13 protein-coding genes are annotated in these 13,841 nt (G+C 70.3%); 5 read left to right on the forward strand and 8 right to left on the reverse strand.

Annotated elements, in window-relative coordinates:
* The first annotated feature begins 1 nt into the window (after position 1).
* Positions 2–253, forward strand: coding sequence for a hypothetical protein (locus tag AB0I43_RS00130; RefSeq protein WP_356977614.1), 252 nt, complete (start codon positions 2–4; stop codon positions 251–253).
* A 43-nt stretch (positions 254–296) separates the two neighbouring features.
* Here the strand turns inward: AB0I43_RS00130 and AB0I43_RS00135 are convergent, their stop codons facing one another.
* The gene (locus AB0I43_RS00135; protein ID WP_356977612.1) at positions 297–701 is read right to left on the reverse strand and encodes a hypothetical protein; all 405 of its coding nucleotides are present in this window, start codon (positions 699–701) and stop codon (positions 297–299) included.
* Positions 702–1,029: 328 nt separating this feature from the next.
* Here AB0I43_RS00135 and AB0I43_RS00140 point away from each other — a divergent pair, with 328 nt between their 5' ends.
* Together AB0I43_RS00140 and AB0I43_RS00145 are read left to right on the forward strand one after the other, a co-directional pair.
* Complete coding sequence (locus AB0I43_RS00140) at positions 1,030–3,777, forward strand: AAA family ATPase (protein ID WP_356977610.1); 2,748 nt, start codon at positions 1,030–1,032, stop codon at positions 3,775–3,777.
* 94 nt (positions 3,778–3,871) lie between these two features.
* Entirely contained in the window at positions 3,872–6,604 is a 2,733-nt protein-coding gene (locus AB0I43_RS00145; RefSeq protein ID WP_356977663.1) for an AAA family ATPase, read from the forward strand.
* Between the two features lie 37 nt (positions 6,605–6,641).
* On the opposite strand, the gene AB0I43_RS00150 is transcribed toward AB0I43_RS00145, so the two are convergent.
* The 4 genes from AB0I43_RS00150 to AB0I43_RS00165 form a co-directional block, all read right to left on the reverse strand.
* Positions 6,642–7,436 carry an alpha/beta hydrolase gene (locus tag AB0I43_RS00150; protein WP_356977608.1) on the reverse strand — a complete coding sequence of 265 codons (795 nt, stop codon included), beginning with the start codon at positions 7,434–7,436 and terminating at the stop codon, positions 6,642–6,644.
* A 2-nt stretch (positions 7,437–7,438) separates the two neighbouring features.
* On the reverse strand, positions 7,439–8,284 hold the full coding sequence (locus AB0I43_RS00155) for an alpha/beta fold hydrolase (RefSeq protein WP_356977607.1): 846 nt from the start codon (positions 8,282–8,284) through the stop codon (positions 7,439–7,441).
* Positions 8,285–8,296: 12 nt separating this feature from the next.
* Positions 8,297–9,124: an alpha/beta hydrolase gene (locus AB0I43_RS00160; protein ID WP_356977606.1), complete on the reverse strand. Its 828-nt coding sequence runs from the start codon at positions 9,122–9,124 to the stop codon at positions 8,297–8,299.
* Positions 9,125–9,308: 184 nt separating this feature from the next.
* Positions 9,309–9,941 (reverse strand): helix-turn-helix domain-containing protein, encoded by a 633-nt coding sequence (locus AB0I43_RS00165; RefSeq protein WP_356977604.1) that lies wholly within the window; start codon positions 9,939–9,941, stop codon positions 9,309–9,311.
* A gap of 82 nt (positions 9,942–10,023) precedes the next feature.
* Here AB0I43_RS00165 and AB0I43_RS00170 point away from each other — a divergent pair, with 82 nt between their 5' ends.
* A complete protein-coding gene (locus AB0I43_RS00170) occupies positions 10,024–11,274 on the forward strand; it encodes an FAD-dependent oxidoreductase (protein ID WP_356977602.1) in 1,251 nt (416 codons plus the stop codon).
* A 37-nt stretch (positions 11,275–11,311) separates the two neighbouring features.
* Here AB0I43_RS00170 and AB0I43_RS00175 read toward each other — a convergent pair whose 3' ends face one another.
* Positions 11,312–11,719: a hypothetical protein gene (locus AB0I43_RS00175; protein ID WP_356977600.1), complete on the reverse strand. Its 408-nt coding sequence runs from the start codon at positions 11,717–11,719 to the stop codon at positions 11,312–11,314.
* A 136-nt stretch (positions 11,720–11,855) separates the two neighbouring features.
* On the opposite strand from AB0I43_RS00175, the gene AB0I43_RS00180 reads away from it, so the two are divergent.
* Positions 11,856–12,401: a GNAT family N-acetyltransferase gene (locus tag AB0I43_RS00180; RefSeq protein WP_356977598.1), complete on the forward strand. Its 546-nt coding sequence runs from the start codon at positions 11,856–11,858 to the stop codon at positions 12,399–12,401.
* A gap of 129 nt (positions 12,402–12,530) precedes the next feature.
* Here the strand turns inward: AB0I43_RS00180 and AB0I43_RS00185 are convergent, their stop codons facing one another.
* Positions 12,531–12,956, reverse strand: coding sequence for a DoxX family protein (locus AB0I43_RS00185; RefSeq protein WP_356977596.1), 426 nt, complete (start codon positions 12,954–12,956; stop codon positions 12,531–12,533).
* Between the two features lie 222 nt (positions 12,957–13,178).
* A complete protein-coding gene (locus AB0I43_RS00190; RefSeq protein WP_356977595.1) occupies positions 13,179–13,784 on the reverse strand; it encodes a TetR/AcrR family transcriptional regulator in 606 nt (201 codons plus the stop codon).
* Positions 13,785–13,841 lie beyond the last annotated feature (57 nt).

Consider the following 13,841-nt stretch of genomic DNA (forward strand, 5'->3'; position numbering starts at 1 on the left):
CATGGGATACCAGAACATCATCGCCCAGCTGCGCGAGGACATCAGCACGGCCGAGCAGGCCGGTGATCACGCGACCGCGCAACGGCTCGAGGACGAGTTGAGCGCTGCCATCGACGTGGCCGATCGCAGCTCCGAGGACGACCGCACCGACGTGGCCGCCGAAACGGATCTGGTGGGTTCGGGCACCGCTCCACAGCGCGACGACCTCGACGCCGAGAGCCGCAGCCCCGAGGCGACGGAACCACCGGACTGAGCGGCGCCCGCTGATCGGTCAGCGGACGCCACGGGCAGGGTGGTTACGTCCAGATCCAGAAGTCGTCGCCGTTGTACTGCCCCCAGTAGTTCTCGGTGTGGATGTTCGCCTTCAGGTTGTCTTCCCACTGCGAGTTGTAGCTGAAGTCCACGCACTTGCCGTTGCCGTGGGCTTCGGGGTGCTCGGTGCGCGAGGGCCCGTTCCAGTTGTGATTCCACCAGAGACTCAGCGCGGCCGACCGCTCGTCGCTCGCGGTGTCACACAGCGTGCCCTCGACATAGGAGCGGCCCCCGCTGAACCAGTAGGTGCCCCACGCCTTGGCCCCGGCGGTCTTGGCGGACCACTCCGTCGCGGCCTGCGCGGGGCGCGCCGTCACGGTCGCCGCGCCGCCGAGAATCAGGACGGACGCGAACGCGGCCGCCGTCGCCTTGATCGTCTTGCTCTTCATCGTAATTCCTTGTGCGCGAGTCCTTTCACGGCCCCGCCGTCCCTGACCGGGCCGCCTCGCGAGTCAAAAGTAGAACGCCGCCATTGCAGAACTCTGCGCCAATCCTTGAGCCCGGCGCTGTGTCAGTCGAGCGAAAGCTCGGCGCGGACCTCGTCTCCCGCCACGATGATCGCCGCCCTCGTCGCCAAGGGCTCGTCCAAGGGCCGGAGCGTTACGTCGGTCACGCCTGGAGTTTCGCATCCGGCGGCAGTGCTAAGTTCCGCCTCCAGGTTCCATCAGGGAGGCAAGTCGTGTTCACGCCCCACCGAGTCGTTCCCGGGCCCAGCGCATGACGGGGGAGAGGGGCTTTCTGCTCGGGCGCGACGACCAGTTGGCCGAAATCGCCGGCCTGCTCTCGATCGTGCGCAACAGCCAGGGGCGGGCGCTGCGGCTGCTGGGGGACCCGGGTATCGGAAAGACCGCCCTGCTCGAGGCCGCCGTCACCCGGGCCGCGGGATTCCGGATCCTGCGCTCGGACGGTTTCGAGGTGGAACAGGCGCTGCCCTACGCCGGTCTGCAACGGTTGCTCGCGCGCCTGGAGCCGGATTCGGCCGTGTTGCCGGCCCAGGAACGCCAAGGGCTGGAGGTCGCGGTCGGCCGCAGCCGAGGCCCGGTGCCCGATCGGTTCCTGGTCGGGCGCGCGCTGCTGGGTCTGCTCGCGTACGTGGCTCGTGAGGTTCCGGTGCTGTGCGTCGTCGACGACGTCCAGTGGATGGACCGGGAATCGCTGGACGCCTTGGGTTTCGCGGCCCGCCGTCTGCATGCCGAGGCGGTGCTGGTGCTCTTCGCCGCCCGGCCGGACCCCGATGTCGACGTGCATCTGGGCGGCGTGCCGGTGGTCGAGCTCGCCGAGTTGGACCGGGCCGATGCCATCGCCCTGCTCACCACCCGGCTCGGCGTGACCTCCGATCCACTGGTGGCCGCGGGAATCGTCGACGCGGTCGGCGGCAATCCGCTGGCCCTGACCGACCTCGGCGAGGATCTGGGTGTGCGGCGGCTGGCAGATTCGTCGTTCATTCCCTCCCCGCTGGGCTCGGGCCGGCAGCTGGAGCAGCTCTATCAGCGCCAGGCCCGCTCGCTACCGGTGCCGGCGCAGCAGTGGCTGCTGGTCGCCGCCGCGGAGTCGACCGGTGACCTGCGGCTGGTCGACGAGGCCGCGGCACTGCTCGGCGTGGACGAGAGTGCCGGTGAGACAGCGGATTCGGCCGGTCTGGTGATCATCGGGGGGACCGTGCGCTTCCGGCACCCGCTCATCCAGACCGCGGTCTACAGCGCCGTACCGGCCGCCGACCGCCGCCGCGTGCACGCCGCGCTCGCGGTCGCTGCCCGCGCCCGTGACCTGGACGATCTCGCGGCCTGGCACGCCGCCGAAGCCGCCGCCCGCCCCGACGACGGCGTCGCGGACCGCCTCGCCGCGGCGGCCTACCGCGCCGCCCGGCGCGGTGGCCTGATCTCGCAGGCAAGCCTGCTGACCAAGGCCGCCGAGCTCACCGTCGACCCGGATCGCCGGCAGGAACGCTTGATCGACGCCGCCGAAGCTGCGGCGGCCGCCGGGGCGGGCCGGTTCGCGCTGGAGCTGCTCGAACGCGGCGGCGGTGCCGACGGCGATCCGATCCGGACCGGCCGGCGCCTGGCGCTGCGCGCCTCGCTGGCGGTGTTCCTGCTCGACGCGGCGGCCATCCCCGAGGCCGCCGCCCACCTGGTCGCGGCGGCGGAGCTGTTCCGGGACCGGGATCCGGACCGCGAGCGGCAGGCGCTGCTGCACGCCTTCGATCTCGCCCTGCCGGTCGAAAGCCGTTTGCGCGGAACAACATTCGCCGAGATCGGCACCCGGATGCGGCGGGCCGCCGGGACGTCCGGCGATGTGGTCGCCACCGTGCTCACCGGCGTGGCAGCCCTGATCCTGGACCCCTACGCCGAGGCCGTGGCCCCGATTCGCGCCGCGGTCGAGGCCATCGCCGCGCTCGGCGACGATCCGCGCATTCTGCTGTTCGGCCCGGCCGGGGTGGCGCTGACGACGGCGCTGTGGGACGAGCGTGCCCGGGACCGGCATCTGGACCAGAGCGAACGCGTCGCCGTGGCCGGCGGTGCGCTCAAGGCCCTCGACACCTACCTGTGGATGCGGTCGGTGTGTGATGTCGACCGCAGCGATCCGCTCGCGGCGAGTCGCACGATCGAGCGGGTGCGCGAAACCCGGCGCGCCATGGGCTATCCCGCCGAGCACGTCCGCAACGGCGCCTATCTGGCCTGGTCCGGGCAAGCGCCGGAACTGGTGGAGCAGGTCGCGTCGGCGGGCCTGGCGGCGGGCTACGGCGCCGTCCACTCCACGACCCTGCACGCGCTGGCGGTGCGGGATCTGGCCCGGGGCGCCCCCGAAGCCGCCCTCGCGAAGCTGACCGACGTGTTGCGGCACGCCGTCCCCCAGGCCCTGCTCCGGTATCTGCCCGAACACGTGGAAGCCGCTGTGCGCTGCGGGCATCGGGCGGACGCGGCCCGCGGCGCCGCGACGCTGGCGGAGGTGGCCGCCGCGTCCGGGTCACCGTGGGCGCGCGGCGTCAGCGCCCGCTGTCAGGCGCTGCTCGACGAAACCCCCGCCGCCGAGCAGCATTTCCGCACCGCACTGGAGTTGCTCGCGACGACGAACGCTCCCGGCGACCTGGACCGAACCCACCTGCTCTACGGCGAATGGCTGCGCCGTAACCGGCGCCGCAAGGACGCCGGCATCCACTTGCGCCGCGCGAGCGCGGGTTTCGAGCAAGCCGGTATCACCGCCTTCGTCGAGCGTGCCCACCGCGAACTGGCGGCGCTGGGCGAATCTGCCGCGCTCGGCGCACCCGCGAGCGCGCCGCGACTGACCGTGCAGGAGGCTCAGGTCGCACGGCTGGCCGCGGCCGGGGCGACGAATCCGGAGATCGCCTCCACCTTGTTCCTCAGCCCGAACACCGTCGACTATCACCTGCGCAAGGTCTTCCGGAAATTGAACATCTCCTCGCGCCGCCAGCTGCGCGAACACCGGGCGGTGCTGGAGCGGACCTGAAGACTACGTGCTTCACGTGGTCCGGAATCCGGTGCGGGACGGCACTGTCGAGGAAAACTCGAGTTACGCGTGTCAAGGAGTTCCGGTGCGGTCGATGTCCCCCTTGCACGGCCGCACCGAGGACCTGGCGTGGCTGCGTGCGCTGTGCGCCGCCGCCGAATCCGGTCGCAGCTCGACCACGGTGCTCGAAGGCGACGCGGGCATCGGCAAGACGGCACTCGTCACCGAGGTGCTGGCCGAACTCGCCGGATTCGAGGTGGTGCACCTCACCGGCGCGGAGGTGGAATTCGATCTGCCGTTCGCCGCACTGCAACGACTCGTGCTCGCGCACCGCGACGCGCTCGATCGGCTCGCCGACACCCATCGCACGACCTTGCTCGTCGCCTCCGGCCTGGCCGACGGCGCGAACGGCAACCGGGCGGCGATCGGGCTGGCGCTGCTGTCGCTGGTCACTCTGCTCGCCGCGGAACGACCGGTGTTCTGCTGGATCGATGACGCGCAGTGGATCGACGAGGATTCCCTGAACGCGTTCGCCTTCGTCGGGCGCCGGTTGCTCGCCGACCCGATCGTGCTGGTCTTCGGGTGCCGAACCGACGCCGTCGGTCCCCAGCTGACGGGCCTGCCGGTCCGCCGGCTGACCGGGCTGCCGGCCGCCGCCGCGGTCTCCCTGCTGCGCGCGGTGGTGGCCGCGGACATCGAACCGGCGGTAGCCGAACGGATCGCCGACGCGACCGGCGGCAATCCGCTGGCACTGCGTGACCTGGGCGACGAGCTGACCCGGCGGCAACTCGAAGGCGCCGCGCTGCTGCCCGAGCCGATTCCGCTCGGCGCGCACCTGCAGTCGCAATACCTGCGCCAGGTCGACGCGTTGCCGCCCGCCGGCCGGCACTGGCTGCTGATCGCCGCACTGGACGCCGAGGGCGCGCTGAGCGTGATCGCCGCCGCCGCCGGCCAGGCGGGATTACCGGCAGACGCCTCCACCTCGGCCGAACTCGCCGACCTCGTCGCGATCTCGGACCGAGTGCTGTTCCGGCACCAGCTGATTCGCTCGGCGGTGCACGCGGGCAGCACCCTCGAGCAGCGCCGCGACGCGCACCGCTACCTCGCCCGCGCCGCCGCGGACCTGCACCTGGAGCAGCGGGCGCTGCTGCACCGCGCCGCGGCGAGCAGCGGGGTCGACGACGAGCTCGCCGATCAACTGGAGCTCGCCGCGGCGGAGTCGGGCCGCCGGGGCGATTACGCGACCCGGACCCGGCTGCTGGTGCGCGCGGCCGACGCCTGCCTCGGCGCTCGGCGCGCGAGCCGCCTGCTGGCGGCCGCCCAGTCCGCGCTGCTGGCCGGGGCGATGCTCCAGTCCCGGGCGCTCACCGGAGAAATCGACACGCGGTTCCTGCGCGCCGATCAGAATGCCGAACTCGACGTCGTGCGGGCCGAGAGCCTGATCCCGACGATCGACGCGGGTGCCTTCGGCGGCCGGGCGGACGCGCTGCTCCGGCTGGCCCGTGCGCTGGAGTCGGCGCGGCGGCCCGACCAAGCGCTCGACGCGCTGGGTATGGGAATCCGCGCAACCTGGCTCTCGACCTATCTGACGACCACGGCGACCGCGCCCGAACTCGCGCACGCGGCGGAGCGCTTGACACGCGACCGCCCGCCCGGTGCGGCGACCCTCGCCCTGCGCTGCTACGCCGAGTTCGTGCTGGGCCGCCCCGGCATGCGCGCCACCTATCAGGCGGCGGTGCGGGAATTCCTGCGGCAGCACTCGCCCGATCTGGGCTATCTGACCACCTACAGCGGTGTGGTGCACACCGCGGGCGCGTTGCTCGACGACGCCGGTCGCGACGCCGTACTCGCCGGCCTCGAGGCCTCGGCACGCGGCGCCGTCAGCGACTATCTGCTCGTCAATATCGTCTCGTTCCGGGCGCACTTCGACATCCAGGTCGGCCGCGTCGCCACCGGTCGGGCCCGGATCGCCGAAACGATTGTGCTGCTGACGGTTTCGGGATATCCCGAGGATCACCTCTCGGTGCGCGCGCTGCGGGCCGGACTGCGGGGCTGGACGGGCGAACCCGCCATCGATCCGAAGGAGGCCGCCACCGAGGCCGAAGCCTGTCGGCTCGCGGATTTCGGTGCGGGCGTGGAACTGTGGGTCCGCGCCGAACTGCTGCAACACCTGGCGGCGAACAACCGCGACGCGGCCTGGGACGCCGCGCACCGATTGCTGGCCACCGGAACCGATCCCGACGCCTGGCTGGCCGTCGACCTCATCGAAGCCGCGGTGCACCACGCGGAACTGCGCACCGCCACGGCCCTGCGAGATCGGCTCGAGCGCGACAGCCGAGTACTGAACACACCCGTCGGGGCGGGACTGCGCGCGATGAGCGCGGCCCTGCTGGCCGCGGACCCGGAACCCCCGCTGCGCGAGGCGATCACGGCGCTGGCGGCGGCGGACAACCCGATGTACGCCGGCCGGGCGCACCTGTTGCTGGGGGAGTGGTTGCGCAGGGCGCGGCGCCGCAGCGAGGCCACGGCGCATCTGGAGCAGGCCGCGAGCCGCTTCCGCGCCGAGGGCGCCGAATCCTGGCTGGCCCGCGCCGCACGCGAACTCGCACCGCTCGGCATCGTCTCGGACCTGCCGCAGCGCCGCCCGACGGCGCTCACCGCCCAGGAGGAGGCGATCGCGAACCTGGCCGGCGACGGCGTCACCAACCAGGTCATCGCCGAGCGACTGTTCCTCAGCCCCAGCACCGTCGACTACCACCTGCGCAAGGTCTTCCGGAAGCTCGACGTCACCTCGCGCCGGCAGCTGGCGGCGGCGCTGAATCGCTGACAGCGCCGCCGCTTTCGCCGATCCCCGGACTATCGAATCAGCGCGTCGCGGTGACGGCGGCCTCGATGGTGTCGGCGACGGTCCCGGGCCGCGAGACCAGGGAGGCGTGGGACGCGGGGATCTCGGTGGTGCGCGCGGCGGCCGCGCGGTTGGCCATGAACCGTTGCGCGGCGGCGGGAATCACGTTGTCCTGCTGGGAGAGCAGGTACCAGCTGGGGACGTTCGCCCAGGACGGCGCGCCGCTGGGTTCCAGATTGGCCAGCAGTGAGGCCGAGTTCTGATGCGCGAACATGGTCGCGGCGGTCTCCGCGCCGACATCCTGGGCGAAGATCTCGTGGAAGTAGGGTTCGGCGATGAACCCGTCGAGTCCGGCGCCCACCGGCCGCAATTGCAGTGCGGGCGGCAGGATCCGGCTACCGGGGAAGCGGATCGGGTCGAGCAGGCCCTGCACGAATTCGCCCGCGGCCGGGGCGAAGGCGGCGATGTAGACATTGGCGCGCACGTCGGAGTCGTGGGTGTTGGTGATGACCGCGCCCCCGTAGGAATGGCCGACGAGCACGACCGGTCCGGCGATGGTGTCCAGGACGCGCTGCACCGCGGCGGCGTCGTTGCGCGGGCCGCGCAACGGATTGTCTACCGTGACAACGGTATAACCGCGGCCGCGGAGCTCAGCGGCGACCGCGTCCCAGCTCGTGGCGTCGGCGAACGCGCCGTGCACCAGCACGATGGTGGGGTCGGCCGGCGCGGCTCCGGCGGCGGGGAGCGGGCCCGCGGTGATAAGGGTGGCGGCGGCCAGGGCTGTCAGCCAGTGGCGCAGAGAACGTGCGGACATGATCATTCTTCTTTCGTGGAGCGGGAATCGGTGAATTGGACGGATCGGGTCGCGGCGTGGCGCAGCGCCCAGTCCAGCGCGTGATCGGCGATCTCCTCCCAGCCGTCCTGGCTGACCAGCCGGTGCGTGCGGCCGGGATACTCGACCCGCTCGACCACCGCGGTGCCCTCGGCGTATTCGGCGAGGGTGGCGCGCTGAATACGCGGCGGGGCGACGTGGTCCCGCTCGGCCGAGATCAGCAGCAGGGGCGCCCGATCCGGTTTCCTGAAGTCCACGGCCGTGATCCCGGAGCGGGCCCGGGGCAAGGACAGCACGCCTTCGAAGAACACGCGGTTGTAGGAGTGCACCGCGCTCCGCTCCCACTCCCGGTCGGAGTCGGCGCGGGACAGGTCGTTGCCGAAGGTGTAGTGGAAGTGACGCTTGGAGATCGGCGACGCCTTGTTCTTACGGAACGGATTCGACAGCACCGGCAACCCGGTGCGCAGCGTCGAGAACGGCAGTGCGGTCACCCCGGCCGGCTGCCCGGGCGCGACGCCGACACCGGCGACCCCCAAGCCGCGGTCGAGCAGCATCTGGGCGAAGATGCCGCCGAAGGAGTGCCCCATGATGATCGGCTGTTCGGGCAGGGCGCGGATGATCTCGTCGTAATGGTCGACGATCTCCTTGATTCCGATGCCTGCCAGGGCTTTCGGATCGGCGCGGACCTCGGCGGGGCTGCGGTCACCCAGTCCCGGCCAGCCCGGGACGAGCACCTGATGGCCGCGGGCACGGAAGCGGCCGGCCCAGGTGTCCCAGCTCGCGGGGGTCATCCAGAGTCCGTGGATGAGAACGATCGGCGGTTTGTGCATGATGATGTCCGTTCAGGAGCGGATGAAGGTGAGCAGATCCTCGGCGAGGCGGTCTTTTTCGGTGTCGGGCAGTGCGTGCCCGGCGCCGGCGTAGACCCTCAGTTCGGCTTTGGGGATGAGTTCGGCCGAGCGCCGGCCACCGACCTCGAACGGCACGATCTGATCGTCGTCGCCGTGGATGACCAGGGCCGGCACGTCGACGCGCGCCAGGTCGTCACGAAAGTCCGTGGCCGAGAACGCCGCTATGCACTCGTAGGCGTTGCGATGCCCGGAGGCCATGCCCTGCGACCAGAACGCGTCCCGCACGCCCTGCGGAATGTCGCCGCGGCGGTTGTGACCGAAGAACGGCCCGTCGGCCAACTCGCGATACAGCTGCGCCCGCGAGGCGCGCTCACCGGCGCGGATGCCGTCGAAGACCTCGATCGGCAGCCCCTCGGGGTTGTCGTCGGTGCGCAGCATGAGCGGCGGAACCGCCGAGACGAGAACGAGTTTCGCGACCCGGGCCGAGCCGTGCCGGCCCAGATAGCGGGTGATCTCGCCACCGCCGGTGGAGTGGCCGACCAGCGTCACGCCGAGCAGATCCAGGGTGTCGAGCAGGGTCGCCAGATCGTCGGCGTAGGTGTCCATCTCGTTGCCGGTCCAGGTCTGGGTGGACCGGCCGTGGCCGCGGCGGTCGTGCGCGATGACCCGGCAGCCGTGCTCGGCCAGATACAGCGCCTGGCTCTCCCAGCTGTCGGAGTTCAGCGGCCAGCCATGGCTGAGCAGCACGGGAATCCCGTCGTCGGGCCCCCAGTCCTTGTAGAAGATTCGAGTGCCGTCCTCGGTGGTCACATAAGTCATCGGGTCTCCTTCGATCAGGTACCTCTCGAAGATCCCGCAAACGCGCGGCTCCGCGAATCACGCGAAACACATAGTCCCCGCACCCGAATCGCTCCACCCGACTACGTGATTCGGCGCTGCCGACTGGATGTCGAGCACGATCTCGGTGTGGCTGGAGATTCCGCCCGCGGATGGCGTGCCGAGGTCAGGTCCGTTCGGCGGTGAGGTCGGTGGTGATGCGCTCGACGCTCAGCGGGGCGGGCAGGGCGGTGGGCGCGGCGGCGGACATTCCGTCCAGCAGGGTGGTGAGCATCCGGGCGCGCACCTCGTCGTTGAACGCGGCCGACAGCGCGGGCAGCGGCCGGGTCAGGACGGTGAGGAACATGACCAGATCGGCGGTTCCGAGATCCGCTCGTAGCGCGCCCTGTTCGTGGGCCGCCGTCGTCAGCGCGTCCACCGCTACCACCAGAGTGCTTCTGGCAGTGGTGAAGTCGGCGGACTCCTCGAGATGACCGCCCAGAATGGGCAGCATGGCCACGATCCGGCGCTCCACCACCTCACGCGCGAAGGCCGCCAGCGCTTCGCGGGCGGTGGGTTGCGTTGCCAGCGCCCGGTTCGCCGCGTCGGTCACCTGCGCCATGCGGTCGATCGCCACCGCGCGGATCAGCTCGGCCCGCGTCGGAAAGTGCCGGTAGAGCGTCGCATTGCCGATCCCGGCCCGCTCGGCGATGCGATCGAGCGGCGCTTCGGGACCGTGATCCAGGAACACCTGCTGTGCCGCCAGCAGAATCTGCTCGCGATTGCGTTTGGCATCGGCGCGTAGTTCTTTCACAGCCACCTTCCAACCGTGGACAATTTCCCCGCTTACGGTAGCATCGCCATTAAACGGGGAATTAGTCCCCGATTAGTGGAGGTGTGTCATGGCCGCTGTTTCGAAGCAGTCGGTGTCCTGTGTGATCGTCGGCGGCGGCCCCGCGGGCCTGATGCTGGGCCTGCTGCTCGCCCGAGCGGGAGTGCCGGTCGCGGTACTGGAGAAATATCCGGACTTCCTGCGCGACTTCCGCGGCGATACCGTGCATGCCTCGACCCTGGGCCTGCTCGACGAACTGGGCCTCGGTGACCGCTTCGCCGCCCTGCCGCAGCAGCGAGTCCAGCGCCTGGTCATGGATTTCGACGACGGTTCGCTCACCGAGGATTTCAGCCGCCTGCCCGGCCGGCATCAGCACATCGCCCTGGTGCCGCAATGGGACCTGCTCAACCTGCTCGCCGAGACCGCCTGCGCCGAAACGACATTCGATCTGGCGCAGAACGCCGAGGTCGACGATCTGCTGTGGTCCGATGGCCGGGTGCGCGGCGTGCGCTATCTGGACAAGGACACCGGCCGCCACCATCACCTCGAGGCGGACCTGGTGGTGGCAACCGACGGCCGGCACTCCACGGTCCGCCGCCTGCTCGGGCTGCGGCCGCGCACCTCGGCCGCGCCGCACGACTGCCTCTACATCCGAATCCCGCGGCTGCCGGGCGATCCCGAGACGACCACGCTGCGCTTCTCCGGCTCCGGCGGCCTGATCCTGATCAACCGCGGCGACTACTGGCAGGCGGCGCTGCTGATCGACAAGGGCGCGGCCGACGCGGTCCGCGCCGACGACGGTGCGTGGGTGCGCCGGACCGTCGCGCGCCTGGCGCCGTTCCTCGCCGCCCGTGCCGCCGACATCCACACCGGCGACATCGCCGCCCTGGAGGTCCGCATCGATCGCCTGCGCCGCTGGTGGACGCCCGGCGCACTACTGATCGGCGATGCGGCCCACGCCATGTCGCCCATCGCCGGCGTCGGCATCAACCTGGCCGTGCAGGACGCCGTCGCCGCCGCCCGCATCCTGGCCCCGGCCCTGCGCGAAGGCCGGCTGCGTGACCGTGACCTCGCCCGCGTGCAGCGCCGCCGGTATCGGCCCGCGATGCTTACTCAGCTCGCTCAGCGGCGCGCCCAGCGCAACTTCCTCGCCGCACCCTCCATCGAAGGCTCCGAAACCATTGCGCCCCTGCGGCTTCCGCAACCGCTGCGCGCGCTTCGACACTGGTCGGGCTTGCCGCACCTGTTCGGCCGGCTCGTAGCGTTCGGGGTGCGGCCCGAGCATCTGACCGGATCGCTGAAACCGCTGCGCCGTGCGTGATGCTCCACTTGGTCGCCGCCGATCCGGCGCTGCTGGGTCACCCTCGATTCCGCATCCTGGTGAAATGCACCGCCGGTTCCCTCGTGATCAGCCCGTACCCCCGGTCCGGAGTCGCCGCGAACGGAGCGGGCAGATACAGCACCGGCAGCACCTCGCCGATCAACGGCCGCGGCTCCCGTGTGATCCGATAACCGATCTCGGCTGCTTCGGGCACAGCGTCATCGACCTCGGCATCCCCGTCGCGCCGGACGCACCGATGCGGTTCGAGCCGCACCTTCCGAATCGCCGTCCGCTCCCAGCGGAACAGTACGTACTCGCGCACATCCGGCCGCGCGTACTCCACCAAACCGACACCGTCACTCCAGAAGACGAACTGCTCGTCCTCCATCGAGCTGTGATATCCGGCGTCGGCACTCCACTGACCGAGGATCTCGTCACCACGCACCGACCGATTGAACCACCGGCCGGCGCCGGAATCACTCCTCGGTCAGCTGCTCACGCAAACCCTGCCGACACCCCCCGCCTGCCCGGCCTGCCCGAGCTGCGCGCGATTCCCCTCGAATCGGATATAGCCTTTCGCTATGGCTGAATATTCGATCTTCGAGGCGGAGGCCGCCGATATCGACCGCGTCGAGCCGCTGTGGCTGTCGATGCTCGGTCACCATCGGGACAATCCACCCTCCGAACTGGTAGTCGAAGTGCCTTTCCGGGAGCAGGGTTCCAGCTGGGAGCACCGAAGCGAGCGCTACCGGCAGTGGCTGGCTACCGACGCGGGCGCCAGGCTCTTTCTCGCCCAGGACGCGAATGGCCGCGCTGTCGGGTACGCGTTCGTCCGGGTGACCGGCGCCCAGGCGTCGATGGAGACCGGCCGGATCGGCATGCTGGAATCGCTGGCGGTCCTGCCGGATCAGCGTGGCAGCGGACTCGGCACGGCCCTGGTGGACACCGTGCTCGACCATTTCCGGCGGCTGGGTCTGCGGCAATGGAGCCTGGAGGTGTTCGTCGGCAACGATCGGGTGCGGCGGTACTACGAGAGTCTGGGCCTGCGGCCGTACATGGTGGTGATGCTCGGGCAGGTGCCCGGCAGCGCGTCCGAAGGAGTGCCGCGGTTTGAACCTATCGAGTAGTCGCGGGGTGGTTGGCCCGCCCCGTGACTCCGACGAGACGGTCCGGCCAACCCGACCGGACCGCCCCGGAACGCACAACGCGGCTACCGGCGGCTCGGTAGCCGCCGGTAGCCGGGCGTTATGCGGGGGTCATCGCTTGATCAGCGTGCGCAGTTCGGTGAGCGAGGCGCGGCGTTCGTAGGCGATCCAGGCGAAGATCGCGGTGAGCGCCAGCGGGAAGGGGGCCAGCTCCGGGGATCCGGCCAGGAAGACGTTGAAGCCGGCGGCGAGGAAGGTGACGATCGCCAGGCCGATCGCGGCGGCCGCGGCCAGGCGGGGCACCATGAGTCCGATGCCGCCGGCGACCTCGGCGAGACCGATGAAGATCAGCAGCCCCAGCGGGATCGAGAAGGCGGTGGCGTTGCTTTCCATCAGAGTCTGGGGGATGACCAGCTTCGGGCCGCCGGAGGCGATGATGAAGAACAGGCCGAGCACGATCTGCAGGGTCCACAGGACACGGTTGCGGATCTTGCCGGGGTGGACGGTGGCGGTCTGGGTGGCGGTGGTGGCGGTCATCTCGTGGTCCTCACTGAATTGGTCGCGCTGGGTTGGTAGCGCGTTCACCGGTAAAGACGAGGGTGCTCCGGAAAAGTCATCGCTGCGGCGGAAAATTCTTCAACGCGCGGTGGGTGAATGAGATCGGTTGAGGTTAAGGACATCTCGCTCGCTTCAACATCTAACTGTCTAGATATGCGCATCTATTGATGAGCAACGTCGCTCAGGCCCAAAGGTCAAAAATCACAGCGAGGGGCAATCGAAGAGCCTGTCGAGGTAGTAATCGATAGCCGCCGACGCGGCCTCGGGATCGATGACGTCGAGGTCGAGAAGTGGGGTGAAGCCGGTCAGCGCGAGAACGAGGTTCGTCTCGATGACCGGGTCGCGATCCGGCGCAATGTGGCCGTCGGCGATTGCTTGCCTGATCAGGCGCTCGGTCAGTGCCCTGCCGTCCTGGAGTCCGCGCCGCGCCCGTTCGTGCAGTTCCGGGTCGTGCAGCGCCTCGAGGGTGTAGGCGGCGCTCATGCGGCTGGTGGCCCGGGCGTCCGCGTGCAGGGGGAGCATCTCCAGGAGGGTCACGCGCAGTGCGTCCCGGGGATGCGGTGGCGAGTCGAGCCGGTCGAGGCTCTGGACGATGCGCTGCGAGGTCTGCTCGGAGGCGAACTCCATCGCGAACTCCAGCATCGCTGTCCGCGAGGCGAAATAGTGCTGGACCTGTCCGAGCGAGACGCCCGCCGCGCCGGCGACCTCGCGCATCGTCGCGCGCGCCCAGCCTTGTTGTTCCACCACTCGCCACAGTGCGCGTGCGATGGTCTCGCGGCGTTCCCGGTGATCGACCTGCTTCGGCACGCGAACCCCTTCCCTTCGTTTCCATACATCTGACATAATACAGCTGACTTGGAAAGG

The sequence above is a fragment of the Nocardia sp. NPDC050435 genome (assembly GCF_040655395.1).
Lineage (GTDB): Bacteria > Actinomycetota > Actinomycetes > Mycobacteriales > Mycobacteriaceae > Nocardia.